Source organism: Cellulomonas sp. P5_E12 (genome assembly GCF_054049315.1).
This window is the reverse complement of the sequence record NZ_JBFUMP010000034.1, coordinates 1-24828: the sequence shown is the minus strand read 5'-3', so window position 1 is coordinate 24828 and position 24828 is coordinate 1. Positions and strand designations below refer to the sequence as shown.

Genomic DNA, 24828 nt, shown 5'->3' with positions numbered 1-24828 from the left:
GTCCATCGGCGGCCCGAGCAGCAACTACCCGGCCTACCCGGGCCAGTGGCGGCAGTCCGCGTGGGCGCTCGTCGCGCGCGGCGCCCGGATGGTCGAGTACTGGCACTGGCACACGCTGCACTACGGCGCCGAGACGTACTGGGGTGGCGTGCTGCCGCACAGCGGGCGCCCGGGCCGGGCCTATGAGGAGATCGCCCGGCTCGGTGCTGAGCTCGCACGAGCAGGTGGCGCGATCGCCGACGCCACGCCGGACGCCGATATCGCGATCCTGTCCTCGACGAAGGCGCGGTTCGCGCTGGCCGCCCAGCCACCGCTGCAGCTCACCGACGGCTCCGGGGATCGCAACAGCTACCCCCGGATCGTCGCGTCCTTCTACCGGGGCGCGTTCGACGCCGGGCTCCAGGTGCGCGTGGTGCGCCCCCGCTACCTCTTCAACCAAGCGCCGACGGAGGCCGCCCGCCTTCACCCGGTCCTGGTGGCCGCGGGCTACTACACGGCCTCCGACCTCGACCTCGACTGGCTCCGCCGGTACGCCGAGGCCGGCGGGCACCTTGTCGTCGGACCCCGGACCGGGTACGCAGACGACGAAGCGCGCGCTCGGGCGGAGACCCAGCCCGCCCGCCTGTCCGAGCCGGCCGGAGCCTGGTACGACGAGTTCTCGAACCTCGATGAGCCGGTCTCGGTGCGCGGGTCCGACGCGTTCCCTATGGACCCGGAGGCTTCGGCCACGGCCTGGGCCGAGTGCCTCGTCGCGGACGGCGCCGACATCCTGGCCACCTACGACCACCCGCACCTGGGAACCTGGGCCGCGGTCACCACGCGGGCGTACGGCGCCGGCCGGGTGACGGTCGTCGGCACCGTGCCCAACCAGGCGCTCGCCCGCAGCCTCGCGCACTGGCTCGTCCCGACGCCAACGGCCGGCTGGGCGAATCTGCCCGACCGGGTCACGGTGCACACCTCTAGCCGACCGACCGGCGCACGAGTGCACATCCTGCACAACTGGTCCTGGGAGGCCTCCACGGTGACAGTTCCGACCGATGTGGAAGTCCTGGTCGCGGCCCGGGGGGTCGCGCTCGCCGACGCGCCACCTGCCGATGTCCCCGGCGGACCGCTCGCCGCAGGGGCGAGCGTCACCCTGGGCCCGTGGGATGTACTCGTAACGCTCACACGATGAGCCCCCGCTGGGCAGGGCCGTGCGGCCCACACCGACGGCATCACCTTCGGTGCGAGCTGCGCCCCTGAACAATGGCCGGACGCGGTCTGGGTCTAGGACGTCGGCGGACGACTGCAGCGTTAGGGTCGGCCGATGGCCCTGATCCATCGCGCCTCCATTCGTCCGACCAAGGCGGAGCTGCTCGCCGACTGGGTTCCCACCCAGCCGTGGGGCGAGCAGGAGTTGGAGCTGGTCGGTGCCTACCGGTTCGACGACCCGGCGGGCGAGGTCGGCATCGAGACGCACGTCCTGTCGACCCCCGAGGGGCACCTGCTCCAGGTCCCGCTGACCTATCGCGGCGCCCCGCTGGACGGAGCGGACGAGTTCCTGATCTGCACCATGGAGCACTCGGTGCTCGGGCGACGCTGGATCTACGACGCGATCGTGGACCCCGTCTACGCTCGCGTGCTGGCATCCGTGCTGCTGGCGGGCGGGAGTCAGGCCGAGGAGATCGTCGAGGGCGCCGACGCCCCGCGCGAACCGAGCGTGCGCGTGACCGGGGGCGCCCCCCGCTCGCGTGTCGTCCCGCTCATCGACCACGTGAGGGCGTCCTCGGATGGCTCGGCGAGCGTCATGGAGATGTCGGGGGCCCTGCGCATCGTCGTCTGCCGTCGTCTTGACCGGCGGGCGACCCCCACCGACCGCGACTCCACCCTCACGGGCACGTGGTCGGGCCTCGACTCGCCGATCCTGCTCGCCTACGTCACCTGACGCGAGGATTCCACTGGTCTTGAGTCACGACCTGGATCTCGGCTCCGCACGGGGATAGAACTCTGTCAGCGCGGTGTGTACGCGACGCATGCGCCGAGGCGAGCAAGGTAGTGGGTGGGCCGTCCCCGACTCGCGGGCCCAGGCCGCCTCCCAGGGACCCTTAGCGTCACGAGGCGTCGCCGCGGCGATCGAGCACGCCGCCGACCTGGGTGACCACGTCACGCGCAGGTCCCGGGCTCGCGACACGTTGGGCGAACGTGATCGGCCACGAGCGGCTGTCGATCGAGCCGGATATCGCGCGTCATCAGGCCATGGAGCTCAAGGAGCGGGTGGCAGTGGTGCATGGCGGGGGCGGCGCCGTCGGCGGTGCGGTGGCGAGAGCGCTCGCGCGCGAGGGTGCACGTGTCTACGTGACGGGCCGCTCGTCGACGGCGGCGCAGACGGTCGCCGACGAGATCGTCGCGGCCGGCGGGCGGGCGTCCGCCGCGGTCGTCGACCTGGCCGACTGGGACGCGGTCGACGCCTTTCTGCACGGTGTGGTCGACGAGGCTGGCGACTTCCACATCGTCGTCGATGCGACAGGTGAGGATCATGCGCAGGGCGTGCCCTTGCGCGAGGTCGGGCTGGCGGACTACCTGGCACCGATCGCGTCGATCGCGACCAACGCCTACGTGGCCGGCGCGACGGCCGCCATCCACATGACCGCCGTCGGGCACGGCGTCATCGTTCTGCTCTCGACGACGGCTGCCCGGGTCGCGCTGCCCTCCGACGGGTTCGGTCCCGCGTGCGCGGCCGTCGAGGCGTTCGCCCGGCAGCTGGCCGGTGAGGTCGGACCGTACGGAGTGCGGGTGGTCTGCGTCCGCGCCGATGCCATCCCGGGCTCCGTGGCCGCCGGGTCATACGCGGGCGCGATGTGGTCGCGAGCGGCCGAGGCGCGCGGCTCGACGCTCGAGGACGTCATGGCGACGGGCGGACCCGGGGTTCCCGGTGCGCTCCTGAGCGGTGAGCTCACGCTCACCGCCCTCGGCGACACCGTCGCGTTCCTCGCGTCCGACCGCGCGAGCGCGATGACGGCGACCGTCACGAACCTGAGCCGGGGGGCGCTGCCCGACCTGTGATCGACGCGCGGCGTCGGTGACATCACCGTCACCGGTCTGGGAGGCCGCTACCCGATCACGGTGGGCCTGCCCGGCCGCTCAACCAGGGCCGTGCCAGCCGGCGGCAATACCGAAGGTCGACCTCGCCGCTGGCGCGGTCAAGGCGTTGCCCCGTTCCCCTAGAGTCTCGTGCGATGGGACCGACGACCGCGCCGCGCAAGCGCCCGACGATCCGTGACGTCGCGGCTGCGGCCGGAGTGTCCCGGGGCACGGTCTCGCGCGTCATCAACGGTGGGCGTTGGGTGTCCCCGGACTCGCTCGCGGCCGTCGAGGAGGCGATCCGGACCACCGGCTACTCCGCCAACCAGCACGCGCGCAGCCTGGTCACCGGACGGTCGAACTCGGTGGCGTTCCTGCTCACCGAACCCCAGCACCTGCTCTTCGAGGACCCGAACTTCTCGATCCTCCTGCGGGGAGCCGCTCGGGCGCTGGCCGCACGCGGCATGCCGCTCCTGCTCATGGTCGCGGGCACCCCCGACGAGCAGAAGCAGGTCTCGTCCTACGTCGGCGCCGGGCACGTCGACGGGGTCCTCGCGATCTCGTCGCACAGCGGCAACCCCCTGCTCGACGCGCTGGTGCGGCAGGGCATTCCGATGATCTCCTGCGGCATCCCGCTCGGCTTCGAGGGCAGCATCGGTTCCGTCTCCGCCGACGACCTCGGCGGCGGGCGGCGGATGACGCGGCACCTGCTCGACATCGGCCGCACCAGGATCGCGACGATCACCGGACCCCTGGACACCCCAGGGGGCAGGCTCCGGCTCGAGGGCTATCGCGACGAGCTCGGTTCGCTCTACGACGATTCGCTGGTGACCCACGCCGACTACTCGCGCGACGGTGGCGCGGCGGGGATGCGGACGCTCCTCGAGCGCCGACCCGACATCGATGCGGTCTTCGTGGGCTCCGACCTGATGGCTGCGGGCGCCCTGCAGGTGCTCCGCGAGGCCGGCAGACGCGTCCCGCAGGACGTCGCGGTCGGAGGCTTCGACGACTCCGGGCTCGCAGCGACGCTCGACCCGCCGCTCACCACCATCCGGCAGCCGCTCGAACGGATCGCCGGAGAGATGGTGCGCCTGCTGGTCGAGCTGGTCGAGGGCGGAGAGCCGGCCGCCGTCACGCTGCCGACCTCGCTCGTCGTGCGCGCCAGCACCGGATCGGTTGCTTCGAACGATTCCTGACGAGCCGGACCACGCCGCCCGCCCGATCCCAGCCACCCGGTGGGCATCATCTCGCGCGAAAGCGAATCCTCGACGTCGCGGGGGTGGCAAGGCGACGTCCTCGGAGCGATCGCGCCTGCTCGGGGCGCTCATGTGGCCTCGTGCACGCGCGCGGGGGCCTGGTGGGGCCGGCTCACGGCGCCCACCGCCGTCCGCACCACCGACGGGTCCGCCAGCTCGAAGCCCGTGTTCGGAGCCGAGCTTGTCGTCGCTCTGAAGAAGGCTGTGCACGCTCCCACCGGCACGGGCCCGCACGCGGCATCTTGACCGGCGCCTCCGTGCACTCGTAGCGTCATCGGGTGCTGTGCACGTGCACACCCAATGAGACAAGGACGTCCCATGCAGCCGATCAGCCGACGCCGAACCTCCATGCTCGCCCTCCTCGCCGCGGGCGCCCTCGTCCTCGGCAGCGCAGGCCCCGCCCCAGCCGAGGAACCTGACGGCCTGGTCAACTTCGCACCCGTCCGCAGCAACCTCGCCGCGAAGCCCTGGGTCACGGTGAGCGCCACCGCGGCGCAGTCTGCTGCGCGACTCGCTGTCGACGGCGACCCGGCGACCGCGTGGACCGCGCGCGGCGAGGGCCCGCGCAGCCTCGTCCTCGACCTCGGCGGCGCGTACGACAACATCCGGAAGGTCGGCCTCGTCTTCCCCGACGCGCACGGCACCTACCAGTACGTGGTTGAGGCATCGGGCGACGGTGCTACGTGGCAGACCCTCGTCGACCGCTCGGCGAACGACCAGCCGGGTCGCGGCGAGGAGCACCTCGTCGCGCACCCGGGGATCGCCTTCCTTCGCGTCACGATCACCGACGCGTCCCCGGGCGCCGTCGCCGGCATCAGCGAGCTGTCCGTCTGGAACTACCTGCGCGACGACGTCGTGCTCGGCGCGGACATCTCGTACGCCGACCAGAACGACGCGCAGGGCCTGACCTACGTCGTGGACGAGGGCGCCGAGCCGGTGCCGATCCTCGACGCGGCGGCCGACGCCGGCATGGAGTACGTCCGCCTGCGCGTCTTCAACGACCCGCGTGACGAGAAGACGGGCGAGTACCTCGAGCCCGCGTACCAGAGCCCGGAGCGCACCCTCGACGTCGCGCGCAAGGTCGTCGATCAGGGCATGGGCCTGGGCATCGACCTGCACTACGCCGACTCGTGGGCGGACCCGAGCAAGCAGGCGAAGCCCACCGCGTGGCGCGAGCTGCCCTTTGACCAGCTGACCCAGGCGGTCTACGACTACACCTACGCGACCATCGACGCGCTCGTCGCCCAGGGCACCACTCCCGACAAGGTCGCGGTGGGCAACGAGCTCATCAACGGGTTCATGTGGGGGAGCGAGCGTCCGCAACCCTGGTTCGACGACGCGGCGTGGTGCGGCTCGTGCTACTTCAACCACGACCCGTCGTTCGTCTCGCAGCCCGGCGGCGCCCTGCTCTGGGACTACTGGGGCTCGGACGACCCGGTGGAGCAGGCCGCCTACGACGCCGCCTGGGACCGGTTCACCACCCTCCAGGCGTCGGGCATCAAGGCCGTCCGGGACGTCGCGGCGGCCCACGGCGCGGACATCCAGGTCGAGACGCACGCGATCATCGACAACGGGAAGGTCGACAAGACGCTCGAGTTCTGGAACCAGTTCCTCACCCGGCTGAACGCCAAGGGCCAGGACATCGACGTCATCGCGCACTCCTACTACCCCGAGTGGCACGGGACGCCCGCGCACTACGAGTCGAACCTGCACCAGGTCGCCGCGGCTCACCCGGGCTACGCCATGGAGATCGCCGAGACGTCGCACCCGTCGAACGACTGGGACGGTCTCCCGGTCCCGAACTCGCCCTACCCCAAGACCGCGGAGGGCGCGGGCCTCTTCCTCCAGGACGTCTTCCGGATCGCGAACGACCTGCCCGACAACCGGGGCGCCGGCGTCCTGGTCTGGGAGCCCGCGAACTGGCAGGAGATGATCGACTGGTCGAGCAGCGCCTGGCCGGTGCTCAGGTTCCACGAGACGATCGAGGTCTACGAGGCCAGCGACGCCGAGTTCGTGGTCGCCGACACCGTGTACCGGACGATCCGCGTGTCGGGCGCGCTCAAGCTGCCGGCCACCGTCGACGTCCTCGACGCCGACAACACGCTCCACGCGGTGCCCGTGACCTGGAACGCGATCCCCGCGGGCGCGACGTCCACCCCCGGACAACTCGTCGTCGCCGGCACCACCGCCGAGCACGGTCCGGTGACCGCGGTCGTCGACGTCGTCCGGAGAGCGCTCGTCACCCCCTGAGCGCTCGCACCCGACGCACGGCCGGCGGTGGCCCCTCGCGGGCCACCGCCGGTGCCGTGCGTGCTTCCTGCTGCGGGACGTGGCCGCTGGACTCGTGGTGCGAAGTCCCCCCGTCTGGCGGGTCGACGGGCGCGGTGTCGCGATGGGATCGTCGGACGACGCATCGCGGAGGACACCAGTGCTCGGACCACGACGGACGACCCAGGGTCGTCATTCGGTGCGCCTGCGCTCGGGCCGGCGGCCGTGGGAGTCGGTCGTGATCCTCGCGTCGATGGTGTTCCTGACGGCAGTCCTGGCCGCGCCGCCCATCGATGCCTCCCACTCCGTCGACGTCGCGCAGGCGGCGTCCGGCGGCGAGGCGCTGGTCGCGCGTCAGCCGACCGGACCGGCGTACACACAGGCGCTGACGCGGCTCGACGACCGCGTGGCGGCGGTGGAGGCGGCGACCGTCAAGCTCGTCGGCCATCCGCTGGTCGACGCGACGAAGGCCGCCTCGCGGACACTGTTCCGTCCCGACCTCGTCGACGCCACGGCGCCGCCCCTCACCTCGGGGCTGACCGCCGAGCAGCTCCCGGACCGGGTCCTGGACGCCCGCCAGCAGGTGGCCTCGGGAGATGTCGCCGCCGCGGCGCGCGTGATCGAGGGAGTCGAGACCGACGTCCTGCTGGTTGCGCTCGACCTCGGCGACCAGTCGGCGCAGAACGCCGCGATGACGCGCCTGCTGGTCGCCGCCGACCCGCAGGTCGCGCTGCTCGACGCGGCCGTCGGGGCCACCCACGCCGCCGCCGAGGTCCGGGACGTCGTCGCGGCTGCCACCTCTGCGATCCAGGCCCGGGACGCCGCCGCCGGCATCACCGTCGCGGCACAGCAGATCGCCGTGACCGGGGACGAGGACGCGAAGGCGGCAGTGGCCAAGGTGGAGGAGCAGGCCCGGTCGACCGACGGGTACACGAACGGGGACATCCCGCTGAAGGTGCTCTGCGCTGTCGCGTTCGCACCGAGCCAGCATCTGCGCTGCGACGCGGCGGAGGCGCTGGCGCGGATGAACGCGGCCTACCGCGTCGACGTCGGCCACGACCTGGTGATCTCGGGCTCGTACCGCACGCTCGAGGAGCAGATCAGCACCCGGGCGGCCAGGGGGACCATGGCCGCGGTGCCCGGCACGTCGAACCACGGCTGGGGCCTGGCGATCGACCTCGACCAGGCCAACGGTTACCGGTCCGCGCAGTACGCCTGGCTCAAGGCCAACGCGATGACTTACGGCTGGCACCACCCGACCTACATGGACGAGGGCGGTCGCGGACCCCACGAGCCATGGCACTGGGAGTTCGGCACGTCGGACGACGCCGGCACCAGCACGTCGGTGCCGATCGCCGCGGGCGTCGCGGCGCCCACCGACCCGCCGCAGCCCGCGCCCGCGCCGCCTGTCGTCGAGCAGCCCAGCGTCGCTCCGGCGGAGCCTGCCGCGCCCCCCAGCGCCACGCCGACCCCGACCCCGACTCCGACGCCGTCGCCGTCGCCGAGCAGCAGCCCGACCGTTTCCGCGGAGCCGCCTGCTCCGTGACGCAGCCAGGGCGTGGCTGCCTCGTCGTGGCCGAACGATGAATCTCACCGAGCATCTGTTCCGAGGAACGCGCGGGAGAGCCTGGGGTCCGACTGCGCCCCGAGGTAGACCAGCGCGGCCTTGACCCGACGGTTGTCGGTGCTGGTTCCTTGGTGACGCTGCGGCTCAAGAACACGGGTGCGCGCGCCGGCAGCGAGGTCGTGCAGGTTCTACCTCGGCAGCCTGCCCGGCGTGACCGACCCGGTCACGAAGCTTGCCGCCTACGCCAAGGTGAGCCTCGAACCCGGCCGTCATTCGCAGGTACGCATCGAGATCCCGCGCCAGGCGTTCTCCAACTGGGACGCGACCACCCACGAGTGGCTCACCCCGAAGGGCACCGTCAACGTCTACGTGTGTGCGTGCGCCGTGAGGTCGCTTGACGACGAGTCACGGTGCGTCGTCGCGGCCCGAGCGCCTGGTCCGCAGTACCTGCCGGATCGGTGCCACCACGACGCCGGCGGCGCGCATGTCCGCACGGGTGAGTCGGCGGCTGCGCAGCACGCCGACGATCCCGATGGCCCAGGGGACAGCGAGCACCGTGAACGCGAGGCGGTAGGCGTCGAGCGTGTAGGTCGTCGCGCCCGGTGGCGACACCAGCTGCAGCACCACGCCGACGGCGAGCACCGAGCCGATCGTCGAGATGAACCCGCCGGTGTTGACGAAGCCGCTGGCGGTGCCGAGCGTCGAGGCGGGGGACCAGGTTCGTGCGAAGTCCATGCCGACGAGCGACACGGGGCCGCCCGCGCCGATCACGACGACGAAGGCGAGCAGCTGCCACATCGGCCGCGGGGTCGACGGCAGCAGCAGCGCGAACCACGCCGCGGCCGTCAGGGTGCACGAGCCGAGCACGATCCACGAGCGCCGCAGCGGGTGCCGTGCCGTGAGGCGCCCGACGAGCGGACCGGCCACCATCGCCGACAGGGTGAGGGCCGTCAGCAGCAGGCTCGCCTGCGCCGGTGTGCAGCCCTGCGCCGAGAGGAAGAACGGCACGCCCCACAGCATGCCGACGACGTTCGCGCTGAACGGCGTCGCGAAGTGGCTCCAGAACCCGAGGCGCGTGCCGGCGGTCCGCAGGGTGTGGCGGACGGCCGGGCCGAACCGTTGCGCGCTCGGCGTGCGGGGCACGCGGTCGCGGATCGCGACGAACGCGCCGGCCGACGCGAGCAGCCCCGCTGCCGCGAGGGTCCCGAACGTGGCGGTCCATCCCTGCCGGTGCAGCAGCAGTGCGACGGGGATCGCCGACGCCAGCTGACCCGACTGCCCGATGATCCCCGTGACCTGCACCATCACCGGGATGCGCCGCGGCGGGAACCAGTCCGCCACGACGCGCAGCGCGCTGATGAAGATGCCCGCGTCACCGGCCCCGATGAGCACCCGAGCGAGCAGCGCCGTCGGCACGTCGTGCGCGACCGCGAGCACGAGCTGCCCTGAGGCCATGACGAGCGACCCGGTAGCGATCAGCGCACGCGGCCCGAACCGGTCGAGCAGCCGCCCCGCGGGGATCTGCATCGCGGCGTACACCGTGAGCTGCACGACCGAGAACGCGGCGAGACCGGTCGCGCTGAGGCCGAACCGGTGGGTCGCCTCGATGCCGGCGACGCCGAGCGCCGTGCGATGCGTGACGGCGACGAAGTACGCGGCCGCCGCGGCGCCATAGACGATCGAGGGTGTGCGCCACCCGCGGCCGGCGGCCGGGGCGTCGGACATGACTCACCTCGAACCCCGCGGCGGCTCGGGCACGCGCGTCGTGCGGCGGCGCGGGGATGGGTCGAGGGTACGGGGGCGCGTGTCGCGGCCGGTGTCCGCAGGTTGTGTCGACGGGCGAACATCGCCGCCGCGGGGCTCAGGCGACCAGCTGGCGACGACGGTCCCGTCGCGGGCGTATCAGGGCTGCATCAGCGCCGCTCCTCACTGTCACGGAACCAGCAGGGGGAGCTCGTCATGGCCGAGAAGAAGAGCACGGAGAAGAAGAGCACGGAGAAGAAGCAGGTCATCAACATCGCCCACACGCAGTGGCGTGGCGACGAGATCGCCTACCGCGTCGGACGGGTGATCGCGAAGGTCAAGGTCGAGCGCGGAAAGCCCGACCCTGAGCGCGTCCGCAGGATCGCCGAGGAGCTGGCCGGCGAGATCCCGGACGCACGCGTGCTCCGCGTGTCCGCGGGAACGGGCACGATCGTGCTGACCGTGCCCGACTCGACCGACGTGGTCGCGGCCGCGGACCAGCTCTCCCGCCGGGGTGACGTGATCTTCGCCGGGCCCGACCGGGTGACGTCGGTGACGGTGACCCCGAGCGACTCCCGGTACTCCGAGCAGTGGGGGTTCCCGAAGATCAAGGCGGACCTGGCCTGGGACCACCAGACGGGCGCGGCCGGGGTGCTGGTGGCCGACATCGACACCGGGATCAGCTTCGCGAGCGGCGCACTGACCCACCCCGACCTCGACGACGCCGGCCGGTACACCCTCGGCACGGACTTCGTCAGCGACGACGCGACGCCGCAGGACGCCCACGGCCACGGCACGCACACGGCCGGGACCGCGGCCGCCGAGTCGAACAACGGCGTGGGCGTCGCGGGGATGAACTGGGTGTCGCCCGTCTACGTCTGCCGGGTCTTCGACGCCTCCGGCAACGGTTCCGAGGCCGACTTCGAAGCCGCCGTGGAGGAGATCGTCGACTATGCCGTCGCGCACAGCCTCCGTGCTGTCATCAACCTGAGCGCGGGCTGGTTCACCGACAACCAGGTGCTGCGCGATGCCTGTGCGTACGCGCATGACCACGGGATGGTGCTCTGCGTGGCGACCGGCAACGAGGGCGGCGCGCTACGGACTCCCGCGATCCACTCGGCCGACTTCGCCGGCGTGATCGCCGTGGGTGCGACGGACAGCGGCGACGCGGTCGCCGGCTTCTCCAACGTCGGTCCGGCCGTCAGCGTGGTGGCCCCCGGCGTCGGCATCCTGTCGACCTTCCCGACGTACGACGTCACCGGCGACACCGTGCACGACTACGTCTCGTGGGACGGCACCTCGATGGCAACCCCGCACGTGACTGGCCTGGCCTCGCTGGTCTGGAGCCAGGTCCCGCAGCTGACCAACGAGCAGGTCCGCGACGTCGTGTGCAACACCGCGGTCAAGCTCGGTGCGGGCGACTTCGACAACTCCTGGGGCCACGGCAGGGTCGACGCTCTCGACGCCGTCCTCAAGGCCGGCTGGGCGCTGACGCCGGTGCAGCTGAACCTGACGTTCCTCGACGTCCCCGAGGGCGAGACCCAGCTGCGCGCCATCCGCATCGACGTGCAGAGCTTCCACCAGACGGCGTTCGAGATGTCCGGGCTGCCCGCGGCGCCGTTCTCGATGCACAACTACTCGGGGCCGGTCACGCTGGGGAAGTCGACCGACTACGACACCCCGCGCGAGGTCTACCTCTGGGTCCGTTACACCGGCACCACCGCGGGCGACACGGCCAGCGGGACGGCGGAGGTCACCTGCACGACGACCGGCGCGGTGTACCCCGTCACCATCACGGCGAACACGATCGCGCGCCCGACCGCCGCGATGGCGCTCGTCCTCGACCAGTCCGGCAGCATGCTCGACCCCTCGGGCGTCGGGACGATGACCCGCGAACAGGTGCTGCGCTTCTCCGCGGGGATCTTCGTCGACTACGTGCGCGAGCACAACGGCGTCGGCATGGTCACCTTCGACCAGGACTCGCACGACCTGCTCACGCCGGTCGCAGGCCCCTTCGGAGCGCCGGACGATCCCTTCGACGTCGCCCGGACCAGTGCCCGCACCGCGCTCGGCGGCTACGCGGCCAACCCTGCCGGTTCGACGGCCATCGGCGACGGGATCGGGGCGGGGCACGACCTGATCGCCGCCACGACGGGCTACGAGAAGAACGCGATCATCGTGTTCACGGACGGCAAGGAGACCGCGTCGCGCTACATCGCGGACGTCGCCTCGCTCATCGACAACCAGGTGTTCGCGGTCGGCCTCGGCACGGCGAGCGAGCTCAACCCGGCCGCGCTCCGGGCGATCTGCCACGACCACGACGGGTACGTCCTGCTCACCGACCAGCTCGACGCCGAYGACAACTTCAAGCTGGCGAAGTACTTCCTGCAGATCCAGGCGGGCGTCAACAACGAGGACGTCGTCGTCGACCCCGACGGGTACGTCGCGCCCGGCGCCGTCGTGCGGATCCCGTTCATCCTCAGCGAGGCGGACATCTCCGTCGACCCGATCGTGCTCATGCCGATGCAGGACCTGCTCCAGGTGGCCATCGAGACGCCGCAGGGGGACCTGATCGACGCGGGCAACGTCGGTTCGTTCCCGACCGTCAAGAAGGTCGACCGACCGAACATCTCGTACTACCGGATGACGCTGCCGGTGCAGGACGGGGTGTCGGTCAACGCCCAGGAAGGCACCTGGAACCTCGTGCTGACGGTCGACAAGAAGATCTACAAGCGATACCTGACCATCCTCGGCGACGGGCACCAGGAGGAGTTCCACGAGGCGGTGGCGCACGGAGTGAAGTTCACCGCGATGGTCCACTCGTTCTCGAACCTGCGGATGGCGGCCACGCTGACCCAGGACGGCAACGAGCCGGGCGCGACCCTCTACCTGCGGTCCAGGCTCACCGAGTACGGCGAGCCGCTCCCGACCACCGCGAGCGTGCGGGCCGAGCTCACCGCACCCGACGGCTCGACGAGCACGGTCACGCTGACGCCGACGGGCGGCGCCGTCTACGAGGCCACGGTCCCGGCCCATCTCCCCGGCATCTACCGGTTCGTCGTCGGCGCGGCCGGCAGCACGTCCCGCAGGATGCCGTTCACCCGGCAGCAGGTCGTCACGGGTGCCGTCTGGCGTGGCGGCAACGACCCGGACCCGACGACTGACGACCCCGGCCGGCCTGGCACGGGTACCGACGACGTCTGCCACCTCCTGCGTTGCGCGGCCCGCGCCATGAGCCCGGAGCTGCGCAAGCAGCTGGAGGAGTCGGGCTTCTCCGTCGACACGTTCCTGAAGTGCACGTGCGGCGCGCGCCCGAAGGTGGAGCGCGGCTGACGACCAACCATCCCGCGGTCACCGGAGAGTCCGGACCGAAGAGTCGCCATCCCGACCACGACGATCGCGATCTCCGAGAGAACCAGGGCGATCGCCGAGAACGGGCCAGGGCATTGCCCGGTCAACGCCGACGACGCGTGAGCCGCCTGGCGTGAGTGGCCGGGATCGTGGACCATCTGGCCATGAAGAAGCCGCTGGATGTGGAGTGCCCCCGATGCGGCGCATCGCGCGGGAAGCCCTGCAAGACCGCTGATCGCGTGGTGCGAGAGCCGCACCGGAGGCGGGTGAAGGCGTCGGCCCACAAGGGCTGACGCGCGCGGGCTCTCGCCGCGATCAGTCCGCGGTGCTCCGCTCGCCGGCCCGCAGGAGCTCGAGCGCCTCGTGCTCGACCAGGACGGGCACGAAGTCGCGGATCGGCGACCCGGCGAACTGCGCGACCTGGGCCTCGACCACCTCACGCACGGTGGACGGCGGGATGTCGGGGAACCGCTCCACGAGGCGGTCGACGACCTCGTCGATCGCGTGCGCCTCGTCCTCGATAGCCATGTCCGACAGGTTGCGGGTTTGCGCCTCCCTCGTCAACCGGGGGGAGATCTGCCCGTGGTGCGCGATATCGAGCACCCGGGTGAAAACGAGCCGCGCACCCGAGAGTTCGCTCAGGCGAAATCCGGCGGAAACCTGGGGCGTGCCACGCTGAACCGCAGGCGTACCGAGACCCCGGTTCGAGCTCGGCTCGCGGGCCTCGGTGTGCCGCCCGACACCCCACTTCTGGCCCTGGACGGACGATGCCGATGGAGCTCCGACACGACGTGCTCGTCGTCGGCGAAGCGTTGATCGACGTGAACGACGACGGCATGACCATCCGCGAACGCGTGGGTGGGAGTGCGGGCAACATCGCCGTCGGGCTCGCGCGGCTCGGGCGCGACACGCTGCTGCACACCGCGATCGGGCGCGACGAGCGCGGCAGCGAGATCTCCGCCTACCTCACCTCTTCCGGCGTCGGGCTGTCCGACTCGTCGGTGAGCCAGGTGACGTCGTCCGTCGCGCGTGCCGTCCTGCGCGGCGACGGCACGGCACGGCACGACTTCCGGATCCACTGGGAGCCCGCGTCCGACCCCGGCACCCTCGCCGCGCGAGCCGTCCATGCCGGGTCGGTCGCCGCCTACCTCGAGCCCGGGGCCCACACCGTGCTGGAACTGGTGGCGCGTGCGCACGGCCAGTCGCTGATCACCTTCGACCCGAAGATCGAGCCGGTGCTGGTCGGTGCGCGCGACGACGCGCGTGCGCGCACCCTCGAGTTCGTCGAGCTGGCGGGGATCGTCAAGGCGAGCGAGCGCGACCTCGCGTTCCTGTACCCCGACGACGATCCGCTCGACGTGCTCCGCGACTGGCTCCACCTCGGGCCCGACCTGGTGGTGCTGACGCGCGGTCCTCGCGGTGCGACGGCGGTCACGGCGCGCGGCGTCGTCGACGTCCCGGGGATCGCCGTGCTCCACGCCGAGCAGGGCGCGGGCGGGGGAGACGCCTTCATGTCGACGCTCATCGACAGCGCGCTGACCCTCGGGGCGGACACGGGCATGCGCTGGGTGCGCTCCGGCGCGCCCGTGGTGGAGCAGGTGCTCGCGCGTTCCGTGCAGGCGGCCGCGCTGACGGTCGCCCGGCTCGGCGCGGTCCCCCCGACCGCCGACGAGCTGGAGCACGCGTCCTCGAACGCGTCGTGACGTCCGGCGCGTCCCGCGGCCGACCATGCCGTGCGCGGGGCGTCGCGGTCGCCCCGGGCTGAGCTCCCGCCCGACTGATCCTGTTTCTCCCACGCTCATCCATTCCTCACCTCCCGGCCATGTTCACCCGGTCGACTCCTTGCGCGACGTTGTCGTCGCGGGGAGCCGACGAGGGTGAAGGGAACAACCATGAGGACACGAGCACTGCGACCGCTCGGGGTTGCGGCAGTCAGCGGAGCGCTGCTGCTGGGCGCCGCGACCGGCTGGGCGGCCACGGGCGGCCTGACCGCGAACGGCGACGCCCGCCGGCTCACCGGGGACCAGACGGCGGCCGTCAGGGAGGAGCTCCGCGGCGGCACCGCGAAGAACGTCATCCTGCTCATCGGTGACGGCATGGGYGACTCGGAGATCACCGTCGCCCGCAACTACGCGCTGGGTGCGGCGGGACGGTTCGCGGGCATCGACGCCCTGCCGCTGACCGGCCAGTACACGACCTACGCGCTCGACAAGGCGGACGGCAAGCCGGACTACGTGACGGACTCGGCGGCGTCGGGTTCGGGGTGGGCGACCGGCACCAAGACGTACAACGGCGCGATCTCGGTCGACGTCGCCGGCACCCCGCAGCGCACCCTGCTGGAGATCGCCCGCGCCAACGGGCTGCGCACCGGCGACGTCAGCACGGCCGAGCTGCAGGACGCCACCCCCGCGGTGCTCGTCTCGCACGTGACGGACCGCGGCTGCTATGCGCCGACGGTCACCACGACGAAGTGCCCGACGAACGCCCTGCAGAACGGCGGCCTCGGGTCCATCACCGAGCAGCTCATCGGCAACCGCCCCGACGTCACGCTCGGCGGCGGCGGCGCGTCGTTCAACGAGGCAGCACTGGCCGGCCCGTGGGCGGGCAAGACGCTCCTGCAGCAGGCGAAGGACCGTGGCTTCCAGGTGGTCACCGACGCTGCCGGCCTGGCGGGAGTCACGCAGGCGAACCAGTCCACACCGGTCCTCGGCCTGTTCGCTCCCGGCAACATGGCGACCCGGTGGGTCGGTCCGTTGGCCACGCACACCGGCGGCACCGAGCCGGCGGCCACCTGCACGCCCAACCCGGCCTACGTCGCTACCTCGCCGACGCTGGCCGCGATGACCACGAAGGCCATCGACCTGCTCCAGGGCGGCAAGAAGGGCTTCTTCCTGCAGGTCGAGGGTGCCAGCATCGACAAGCAGGACCACGCCGCCAACCCGTGCGGGCAGATCGGTGAGACCGTCGACCTCGACGAGGCCGTGCAGGCTGCGCTCACCTTCGCGAAGAAGGACGGCAACACCCTCGTCGTCCTCACCGCCGACCACGGGCACTCGAGCCAGATCGTCTACCCGAACACCCTGACGCCGGGCCTCACCCGCACGCTCCTGACCGCCGACGGCAAGCCGATGACGGTCGCGTACGGCACCGCCGACGTGGGCGGCTCGCAGGACCACACGGGCACGCAGGTGCGGATCGCCGCCTACGGCCCCCGGGCCGGCAACGTCGTCGGGCTCACGGACCAGACGGATCTGTTCTTCACCATCCGCGACGCCCTGCGGCTCGACCCGGCGGCACCGTCGCCGGCCGCGCCCGTGATCCAGAACGTCAACGTCACGGACGGCGCGGTCCTCATGGGGCGCCAGACCGTCCGGGTCACCCTCGACACCGAGCCGCGCTACACGTACATCGAGCTCAACCAGGGCGGCACCTGGATCACCGACAACACCAAGGCGCCGGGCAGCACGCAGGACGGGAAGCGGCCCACGCTCGTGCTGGACACCCGGGACTACCCCAACGGGGCGTACACGGTGAAGATCGACGCCGTCGGCATCGACGGACAGACGACGGAGAAGCTGGTGCAGGTCACCATCGCCAACCGCTGACCTCGTCGTTCACGCAGGCGACGCATCCTCCGACCGGCGGGTGCGTCGCCTGCGTCCGCAGGTGCCCGGTCACCAGGCCGCCGACGAACGCGCCATCCGGCCGGGCGTGTCGCGGTGAGTGGAGACGAGGATGACCTCACCGGGGCGACGCCCGCCACCCAGACGAGGAGGTCAGTGATGGAACAGCGGCTGAAGGTTCGGCTCGTCGGGGTGCTCGTCGCCGTCCTGGGAGCGGTGGTGCTGTCGGGGTGCGCCTCGAACACGCCGATCGAGGACTTCGCCGGTCTTCCGCAGGTCCCCGCCGCGGCCACGGACGAGACGGCCGACGACGCCGCCGACGAGGAGGCGGCGATGGAAGAGCTGGACGTCCCGGAGGGGGAGACGCGCGCGGTCTACCTGGACAACGGCGACCGGATCGCGGTGGTCCTGTGGGGGAGCTCCACCTGCCCGCCCGTGGGTTCCCGACTGGTAGTCGTGACGGACGCGAACAGCGGGAACGAGGTCCGGCTGGAGGTCGCCGAGATCCCGGCCGACGCCGTCTGCACCGCCGACCTCGTCCCGCACACCACGGTCTTCGGGACCCCACAGCAGACGACCACGACGCTGCCGCTGCTCATCGACGTCAACGGTGAGCAGGTGGTCCTTCCGGTGAAGTGACGACGGCCGTCCGGACGAGTTCCTCAGCGTTCCAGGGCGAGGCCGCCGGCCGAGGGCATCGTGCGGTCCGACACGGCGATGTCCGCACGGGCGCCCGCCGCGGCGCCGGCGGCCCAGCCCYGGCCGGAGAGGCGACGCGTCAGGCGGCGCACGTGCGGGAACGCGTCGGCCACGGCGGCGTCGACGTCCCGGTCCCGCGCGGCCAGGACGAGCTCGCTCGAGGTGCCCTCGGTCTGCGCCTCGGTGAGCACCTCGGCGTAGAACCGACGCAGGCGGTCCGCGACGATCGCGGCGAAGCCGGCGGCGAACGCGCGCTTGTCGCTCGGCGTGCCGCCGTGGCCGTACATCTCGGCGAGCATCTGCGGCTCGAGCGACGCGACCAGGACGGCCGCCATCGACATGTCCGACGCGAACCCGAACGCGACGAACTCCGTGCCGGTGCCGCGACGCACCCGCAGCGGTCGGCAGCCGAACGCACCGTAGACGGCGTTGCGCAGCTCGATCCGGTCCGCCACCCACGAGCCAGTCACCGGGACGTCGGTGCGCACCGGCTCGCGCGCCCGCTCGCTCGTCATCCGGACGGCGGCCTCGTCGATGCTGTGCCGCAGCATCAGCTTCTCGGCGCGGGTCCGGGCGAGCTCGCGCTCCGGCTCGTGCGGTGAGCCGCCGTCCGCGATCGCCAGCAGCGTGCGGATCAGCGCGAGGGTCTCGTCGGCGGACTTGGGCATCGGGGCTCCCGGGTGTGCGGTAGAGCCGTCACCGTAGGGGCAGGCGCTGACAGAGGACTCACGGGCCGACGTGTCGGCGGAGCCTGGCACGCTGAGTCCGTGACCACCCGCGACGCCGCGCTCGCCGTTCTCCGCCGTCTCGTGGGAGACCCCGACGCCCAGTTCCACGACGGCCAGTACGAGGCCATCGAGACGCTCGTCGACGAGCACCGGCGCGCGCTCGTCGTGCAGCGCACCGGATGGGGCAAGTCGGCGGTGTACTTCGTCGCCACCATGCTGCTGCGCGAGCGCGGTGCGGGCCCGACCGTGCTGGTCTCGCCGCTGCTCGCTCTCATGCGGGACCAGGTGGCCGCCGCGGAGCGCGCCGGGGTGCGGGCGGTCGCGATCAACTCGACCAACGCGCACGAGTGGGACGAGCTGCTGCAGCGGTTGGCTGCCGACGAGGTCGACGTGCTGCTGGTGTCGCCGGAGCGGCTGAACAACCCCGCCTTCCGCGAGAACCAGCTGCCCGCCCTTGTCCGGCGCCTCGGCATGCTCGTGGTCGACGAGGCCCACTGCATCAGCGACTGGGGGCACGACTTCCGGCCCGACTACCGGCGCCTGCGGGACCTCATCGCGACCATGCCAGAGGGCGTCCCGGTGCTCGCGACGACCGCGACGGCCAACAGTCGCGTCGTGGCGGACGTCGCCGAGCAGCTCGGGAGCGTCGGCACAGGCGCGGTCGACGTGCTCACCATCCGCGGACCGCTGGCGCGCAAGTCGCTGCGCCTCGGGGTGCTGCGGCTGCCCGACGCGCGGACCCGCCTCGGCTGGCTGCTGAGCCATCTCGGCGACCTGCCCGGCTCCGGGATCATCTACACGCTCACCGTGGCCGCCGCGCAGGACACCGCGCGTCTGCTGCGCGAGGCCGGCCACGACGTGCGCGCCTATACGGGCCAGACGGACCCGGCGGACCGGGAGGACGCCGAGGCCGCGCTCAAGGCGAACCGGGTCAAGGCGCTCGTGGCCACGAGCGCGCTGGGCATGGGCTTCGACAAGCCCGACCTGGGGTGGGTGCTCCACCTCGGAGCGCCGTCGTCGCCGGTCGCGTACTACCAGCAGGTCGGTCGTGCCGGCCGCGCGACCGAGAGCGCCGACGTGCTCCTGCTGCCCGGTACGGAGGACCCCGACATCTGGCAGTACTTCGCCACGGCCTCGATGCCGAATCAGGACCGGGCGGAGCGCGTGATCGCGGAGCTGTCGGACCGGCCCCTGTCCACACCGGCGCTGGAGGCGTTGGTGGACATCCGCCGGACGCCGCTCGAGCTGCTGCTCAAGGTGCTCGACGTCGACGGCGCGGTGCGTCGCGTGCAGGGCGGCTGGGTCGCCACCGGGCTCCCGTGGACGTATGACGCCGAGCGCTACGCGCGCATCGCCGCAGCCCGGGAGGCCGAGCAGCAGCACATGCTCGACTACGAGCGCACCGACGGGTGCCGGATGGAGTTCCTGCAGCGCAGCCTGGACGACGAGACGGCGACGCCGTGCGGGCGCTGCGACAGCTGCGCGGGCGCCTGGTACCCGCGCGACGTGGTGGCGGACGCCGCCGCCTCGGCCGACCGCTCGCTGGATCGCGTCGGCGTGCCCGTCGAGCCGAGGGTGCAGTGGCCGGTCGGCGCCGACCGGCTCGGGCTGCCCGTGCGCGGCCGCATCGCCGTCGAGKAACGGGCGCTCGAGGGGCGCGCGCTCGCCCGGCTGACCGACCTGGGCTGGGGGACCGCGCTGCGGGAGATCTTCGCGGCGGGCGCCGCGGACGCGCCGGTCACCCGCCCCATGCTCGACGGCTGCGTGCGCGTGCTCGCCCAGTGGGGGTGGGAGGAGCGGCCGGTCGCGGTCGTCGCGATGCCGTCGCGTCGGCGTCCGCAGCTCGTCGACTCCCTCGCCCGCGGCATCGCCGACATCGGCCGCCTGCCCTACGCGGGTGCGCTCGCGCTGCGCGACGGCGGCCCGAGCGGCGAGCCCGGCGGCAACAGCGCGTTCCGCCTCGCGGGCGTCTGGCAGCGGTTCGACGCCTCGGGTCTCGCCCTGCCGCCCGGCCCCGTGCTGCTCGTCGACGACCTGGTGGACAGCCGCTGGACGGTCACGGTCGCAGCCCGGGAGCTGCGCACCGCCGGCGCCTCGGCGGTCCTCCCGTTCGTGCTGGCCCTGCGCGGCTGAGGCGCCGCGTGGACTACGTCACAGTGCCCATCGCCTGGACTCGCGGGACCAGATCGGGCCACGTGCCCTAGTTTTGGCCCGTGACCGCACCTCTTCCCGCCGGCGACGCCGCGCAGACAGCTGCACAGAGTCTCGCGAGCCACGAGGTCCCCGAGCCGTTGCGCAACGACGTCCGGGTCCTCGGCGAGTTCCTCGGTCGCGTGCTGCGTGAGGCGGGCGGCGACGACCTGCTCGCCGACGTCGAGGCGCTGCGTGAGCTCGCCATCCGCGCGCACAACGGTCCCGACCCGGAGGCCCTCGCGCGGGCCGAGGCCCTGGTCGCCGGCTTCAGCATGGCCCGTGCCGAAGAGGTCGCCCGGGCGTTCACCTGCTACTTCCACCTCGCCAACACCGCGGAGGAGTACCACCGCGTGCGCGTGCTGCGCGACCGCGAGGCGAGCCTCCTGCCGCACCACCTGGCGCCGGACGACTCCCTGCCGGCCGCCGTCGCGCAGCTGGCGGACGAGGTGGGCGAGGACGTCGCCCGGCAGCGCCTGGCGGAGCTCGAGTTCCGCCCGGTGTTCACCGCGCACCCCACCGAGGCGCGCCGCCGTGCCGTGTCCGGCTCCATCCGCCGGATCGCCGAGCTCGTGGCCGAGCGCGACCTGCGCTACATCGGCGGCATGTCGCTCGCGGAGAACGACCGCCGCCTGCTGGGCGAGATCGACACGCTGTGGCGCACGGCCCCGCTGCGGGAGGCCAAGCCGTCGGTGCTCGACGAGGTCCGCACCGTGGTCAACGTGTTCGAGGCGACGCTCGCCGACGTGCTGCCCGCCGTGTACCGACGGCTCGACGACTGGCTGCTGGCCGACGCGGCGGGCACCACCGCCCCCGCCGTGCGGCCGTTCGCACGCCTCGGCACGTGGATCGGCGGGGACCGGGACGGCAACCCCAACGTCACCGCGCAGATCACCGAGGAAGCCGCCGCGATGGCGTCCGAGCACGCGTTGCTCGAGCTCGAGTCGTCGGCGCGCAAGACGGCCCACGGTCTGACCCTCGCCGCGTCCGGCACGCCCGCCTCGAGCGAGCTGAGCGCGCTCTGGCAGAAGCAGCGCGGCCTGTCCGCGTCGCTGGCGTCCCGGATCGCCGGCGACGCCCCCAACGAGCCGCACCGGCGGGTCGTCTACTTCCTGGCCGAGCGGATCGCGGCGACCCGGACGCGCAACGCCGACCTCGGGTACGCCGGGGCCGCCGAGCTCGAGGCCGACCTCGACGTCGTGCAGCGCTCGCTCGCGGCCGCCGGGGCGCCCCGGTCGGCGTACGGCGACCTGCAGCGGCTGATCTGGCAGGTGCAGACCTTCGGGTTCCACCTGGCCGAGCTCGAGGTGCGCCAGCACTCGCAGGTGCACGAGGGAGCGCTCGCGGACCTCGCCAAGAACGGCGTCGACGGCACGCTCGAGCCGCGCACGGTCGAGGTCCTGGACACGTTCCGCGCCATCGGTGCGGTGCAGCGGCGCTACGGCGCGCTGGCGGCGCGGCGCTACATCGTGTCGTTCACGCAGTCCGCCGAGCACCTCGCGGCCGTGTACCAGCTCGCCGAGATCGCGTTCGCGGGTGTCGACGCGCCGGTCATCGACGCGGTTCCGCTGTTCGAGACGTTCGCGGATCTGGAGGCGTCGGTCGACATCCTCGAGGGCGCCCTGGCGCTCCCGCAGGTCCAGCGCCGGCTCGCGGAGAACGGCCGGCGGGTCGAGGTCATGCTCGGCTACTCGGACTCGTCGAAGGACGTGGGCCCGGTCTCCGCGACGCTCACCCTGGACACCGCCCAGCGCCGCATCACGGACTGGGCCAAGCGGCACGACATCGTCCTCACGCTCTTCCACGGCCGCGGCGGCGCGCTCGGGCGCGGCGGCGGCCCGGCCAACCGGGCCCTCCTGGCCCAGCCTCCGGGCTCGGTCGACGGCCGGTTCAAGCTCACCGAGCAGGGCGAGGTCATCTTCGCCCGCTACGGCGACCCCGTGATCGCGGCCCGGCACATCGAGCAGGTCGCCGCGGCGACGCTGCTCGCCGGTGCACCCTCGGTGGAGCGCCACAACGCGGCCGCCACCGAGCGGTTCGCGCCGCTGGCCGCCAAGCTCGACGAGACGTCGCGCCTCCGGTTCCACCAGCTGGTGAAGGCCCCCGGCTTCCCGCAGTGGTTCGCCGAGGTCACCCCGCTCGAGGAGGTCGGCATGCTGCCGATCGGCTCGCGACCGGCCCGTCGAGGGCTCTCGGTCGAGTCGCTCGACGACCTGCGCGCCATCCCGTGGGTGTTCTCCTGGTCGCAGGCGCGCATCAACCTGGCCGGCTGGTACGGCCTGGGCACCGCGCTGGCGGCCACCGACGACCTGCCGGAGCTGCGCGCGGCCTACGCCGACTGGCCGCTGTTCACCACGATGATCGACAACGTCGAGATGTCGCTCGCCAAGACGGACGAGCGCATCGCGGAGCGGTACCTCGCCCTGGGCGACCGCGACGACCTGGCGCAGCAGGTGCTCGACGAGATGCGACTCACCCGGGAGTGGGTGCTGGCCATCACCGGCAGCGAGGCGATCCTGTCCCGCCGCCGGATCCTCGGCCGTGCCGTCCAGCTGCGCAGCCCCTACGTCGACGCGCTCTCGCTGCTGCAGCTGCGCGCGCTGCGTGGGCTGCGCACGGGCGACGCGCCCGAGCAAGCCGACGACCTCCGCCGGTTGCTGCTGCTCACCGTCAACGGCGTCGCGGCGGGCCTGCAGAACACCGGCTGACGCTCGCTACGGACCGGTCGGCCCGAACCGCTCGGTGCGGATGCGCTCCGGGTCGTGCCCCAGGTCGACCAGCGTGTCGGCGACGGACTCGACGAACGGCGTGGGCCCGCAGATGAACACGTGCGGCCGCTCGTCGGGCGGGAAGCAGGCCGCCCGCAGCAGGTCCGGGTCCACGCGCCCGACTCGGCCGGTCCAGCCGTCGGGGCCGTGACGGGTCCACACGCGGGTGATCTCGACGTCCGTGCCCAGCGCCTCGAGCTCGTCGGCGTAGATGGCGTCCGCGGGCGTCCGCACCGACACGACCAGGCGGAACGGTGCGTGGCTGCCGGCCAGGCGCCGGGTCCGCAGCATCGACATGAGCGGGACCAGGCCCGACCCGCCGCCGATCAGCTGGACGGGGTGGGGGTCGGTGGGCTGCCACACGAACCAGTGGCCGACCGGGCCGCGGAGCTCGATCTCGTCGCCGACCTGCAGGTCCTCCGTCAGGTACGGCGACACCTCGCCGTCGTCGACCACCTGGACCGTGAGCGCGATGCGGGGGTCGTGCATGGCGGGGTCCGGCGGGATCCCGGGCAGCCCCATCGTCCCGGGGGAGGCCAAGGAGTAGGACCGCTGGGTCGAGTACCCGTCCTCCGCCGTCAGCCGGACGTCGACGTGCTGCCCCGCCAGGGCGCCCCGCCAGCCGGGGACGTCGAGCTCGAGCGTCATCGCGGTCGGCGTCTCCGCGGTGCGCGCGACCAGCGTGCCGACCATCCAGGGCAGGGCGTACAGAGCGGGGTCAGGAACGTCGTCGGGCACGCTCAGTCCCCCCAATACCGCTGCTCCTTCCACGGGTCGCCGTACGCGTGGTACCCGAGCCGCTCCCAGAAGCCCCAGGTGTCCTCGGTCATGAGCTCGATGCTGCGCACCCACTTCGCGGACTTCCAGAAGTAGAGGTGCGGGATCAGCAGCCGGGCCGGTCCGCCGTGCTCGGGTGGCAGGGGAGCGCCGTCGTACTGGTAGGCGATCCAGGCCTTCCCGCCGCGCAGGTCCGCCAGGGGAACGTTCGTGGTGTAGCCGCCGTCGCAGTGCGCCATGACGTACTGCTCGTCGGGCGCGATCTCGACACCGTCGAGCAGCGTGTCCAGCGAGATGCCCCGCCAGGCCGAGTCGAGCTTGGTCCACTTGGTCACGCAGTGGATGTCCTTGACGATGTCGTCGTGGGGCAGGTGCGTGAGCTCGGACCAGGTCCAGGTCTTGCGGGTCGCTCCGCCCGAGGTGATCGAGAACGTCCACGTGGACAGGTCGGCGCGCGGCGTCGGGCCGGCCGACAGCACCGGGAAGCCGCGCTCGAGGTACTGGCCGGGCGGGATGCGAGGGTCGGCCTCGCGCTTGCCGCGGAACCCGCGGGAGACGATCGCCATCAGAACGCCGTGCGGTCGGGCATGGTCACTCCCGGGGGTCGGAGACGCTGAAGCCCATCATGGGGGAACGGTCCCGGGATGCGCCAGAGCCCGGTCCGACAGGAGTCGAACCGGGCTCTGATCTGCTGTTTCGTCAGCCGCGCGAGTACACGACGCGCGGGCCGCCCGAGCTCGACGCGCCGGAGCCGCCGCTGCCGCCGCGACCGCTGCCGCCACGACGGCGACGCTGGCC

The 24828-nt window shown here is 72.5% G+C and carries 18 protein-coding genes and 1 pseudogene; 14 read left to right on the top strand and 5 right to left on the bottom strand.

The genetic code is table 11. The annotated features are described in order from the left end of the window. From ACXJKA_RS18840 to ACXJKA_RS18810, 7 genes and pseudogenes are all read left to right on the top strand, one after another. Window positions 1-1174: beta-galactosidase (locus ACXJKA_RS18840; RefSeq protein WP_456826725.1), on the top strand; the 1174-nt coding region annotated here is incomplete at its 5' end. 132 nt (window positions 1175-1306) lie between these two features. Next, on the top strand, window positions 1307-1924 hold the full coding sequence (locus ACXJKA_RS18835) for a CG0192-related protein (protein WP_456826724.1): 618 nt from the start codon (window positions 1307-1309) through the stop codon (window positions 1922-1924). 257 nt (window positions 1925-2181) lie between these two features. After that, window positions 2182-3042: an SDR family NAD(P)-dependent oxidoreductase gene (locus ACXJKA_RS18830; protein WP_456826723.1), complete on the top strand. Its 861-nt coding sequence runs from the start codon at window positions 2182-2184 to the stop codon at window positions 3040-3042. Between the two features lie 173 nt (window positions 3043-3215). Beyond that, window positions 3216-4256, top strand: coding sequence for a LacI family DNA-binding transcriptional regulator (locus tag ACXJKA_RS18825; RefSeq protein WP_456826722.1), 1041 nt, complete (start codon window positions 3216-3218; stop codon window positions 4254-4256). Window positions 4257-4634: 378 nt separating this feature from the next. After that, complete coding sequence (locus tag ACXJKA_RS18820) at window positions 4635-6566, top strand: glycosyl hydrolase 53 family protein (RefSeq protein ID WP_456826721.1); 1932 nt, start codon at window positions 4635-4637, stop codon at window positions 6564-6566. A 217-nt stretch (window positions 6567-6783) separates the two neighbouring features. Further along, entirely contained in the window at window positions 6784-8130 is a 1347-nt protein-coding gene (locus ACXJKA_RS18815; RefSeq protein WP_456826720.1) for a M15 family metallopeptidase, read from the top strand. 177 nt (window positions 8131-8307) lie between these two features. Next, a pseudogene (locus ACXJKA_RS18810) lies at window positions 8308-8514 on the top strand (fibronectin type III-like domain-contianing protein); the annotation flags it as partial. 42 nt (window positions 8515-8556) lie between these two features. On the opposite strand, the gene ACXJKA_RS18805 reads toward ACXJKA_RS18810, so the two are convergent. After that, window positions 8557-9876 (bottom strand): MFS transporter, encoded by a 1320-nt coding sequence (locus ACXJKA_RS18805; RefSeq protein ID WP_456826719.1) that lies wholly within the window; start codon window positions 9874-9876, stop codon window positions 8557-8559. Between the two features lie 234 nt (window positions 9877-10110). Between ACXJKA_RS18805 and ACXJKA_RS18800 the strand changes: the two genes are divergently transcribed. After that, window positions 10111-13227, top strand: a complete 3117-nt coding sequence (locus tag ACXJKA_RS18800; protein WP_456826718.1) for a S8 family serine peptidase — start codon at window positions 10111-10113, stop codon at window positions 13225-13227. Window positions 13228-13409: 182 nt separating this feature from the next. Continuing rightward, window positions 13410-13538 (top strand): zinc finger domain-containing protein, encoded by a 129-nt coding sequence (locus tag ACXJKA_RS18795; protein WP_456826717.1) that lies wholly within the window; start codon window positions 13410-13412, stop codon window positions 13536-13538. A gap of 22 nt (window positions 13539-13560) precedes the next feature. Here ACXJKA_RS18795 and ACXJKA_RS18790 read toward each other — a convergent pair whose 3' ends face one another. Continuing rightward, window positions 13561-13773 carry a three-helix bundle dimerization domain-containing protein gene (locus ACXJKA_RS18790; RefSeq protein ID WP_456826716.1) on the bottom strand — a complete coding sequence of 71 codons (213 nt, stop codon included), beginning with the start codon at window positions 13771-13773 and terminating at the stop codon, window positions 13561-13563. 245 nt (window positions 13774-14018) lie between these two features. Between ACXJKA_RS18790 and ACXJKA_RS18785 the strand changes: the two genes are divergently transcribed. The 3 genes from ACXJKA_RS18785 (at window position 14019) to ACXJKA_RS18775 (ending at window position 17507) form a co-directional block, all read left to right on the top strand. Beyond that, on the top strand, window positions 14019-14948 hold the full coding sequence (locus ACXJKA_RS18785) for a PfkB family carbohydrate kinase (protein ID WP_456826715.1): 930 nt from the start codon (window positions 14019-14021) through the stop codon (window positions 14946-14948). A 189-nt stretch (window positions 14949-15137) separates the two neighbouring features. Further along, window positions 15138-16850 (top strand): alkaline phosphatase, encoded by a 1713-nt coding sequence (gene phoA / locus ACXJKA_RS18780; RefSeq protein ID WP_456826714.1) that lies wholly within the window; start codon window positions 15138-15140, stop codon window positions 16848-16850. 177 nt (window positions 16851-17027) lie between these two features. Next, on the top strand, window positions 17028-17507 hold the full coding sequence (locus tag ACXJKA_RS18775) for a hypothetical protein (RefSeq protein WP_456826713.1): 480 nt from the start codon (window positions 17028-17030) through the stop codon (window positions 17505-17507). Between the two features lie 23 nt (window positions 17508-17530). Here ACXJKA_RS18775 and ACXJKA_RS18770 read toward each other — a convergent pair whose 3' ends face one another. Beyond that, window positions 17531-18235: a DUF2786 domain-containing protein gene (locus tag ACXJKA_RS18770; protein WP_456826712.1), complete on the bottom strand. Its 705-nt coding sequence runs from the start codon at window positions 18233-18235 to the stop codon at window positions 17531-17533. Window positions 18236-18334: 99 nt separating this feature from the next. Between ACXJKA_RS18770 and ACXJKA_RS18765 the strand changes: the two genes are divergently transcribed. Then, complete coding sequence (locus ACXJKA_RS18765) at window positions 18335-20428, top strand: DEAD/DEAH box helicase (protein ID WP_456826711.1); 2094 nt, start codon at window positions 18335-18337, stop codon at window positions 20426-20428. Window positions 20429-20508: 80 nt separating this feature from the next. Then, window positions 20509-23193 (top strand): phosphoenolpyruvate carboxylase, encoded by a 2685-nt coding sequence (locus ACXJKA_RS18760; RefSeq protein ID WP_456826710.1) that lies wholly within the window; start codon window positions 20509-20511, stop codon window positions 23191-23193. 6 nt (window positions 23194-23199) lie between these two features. Here the strand turns inward: ACXJKA_RS18760 and ACXJKA_RS18755 are convergent, their stop codons facing one another. Together ACXJKA_RS18755 and ACXJKA_RS18750 are read right to left on the bottom strand one after the other, a co-directional pair. After that, window positions 23200-23946, bottom strand: a complete 747-nt coding sequence (locus ACXJKA_RS18755) for a ferredoxin reductase (RefSeq protein WP_456826726.1) — start codon at window positions 23944-23946, stop codon at window positions 23200-23202. A 47-nt stretch (window positions 23947-23993) separates the two neighbouring features. Next, window positions 23994-24596 carry a sulfite oxidase-like oxidoreductase gene (locus ACXJKA_RS18750; protein WP_456826709.1) on the bottom strand — a complete coding sequence of 201 codons (603 nt, stop codon included), beginning with the start codon at window positions 24594-24596 and terminating at the stop codon, window positions 23994-23996. Window positions 24597-24828: the final 232 nt, after the last annotated feature.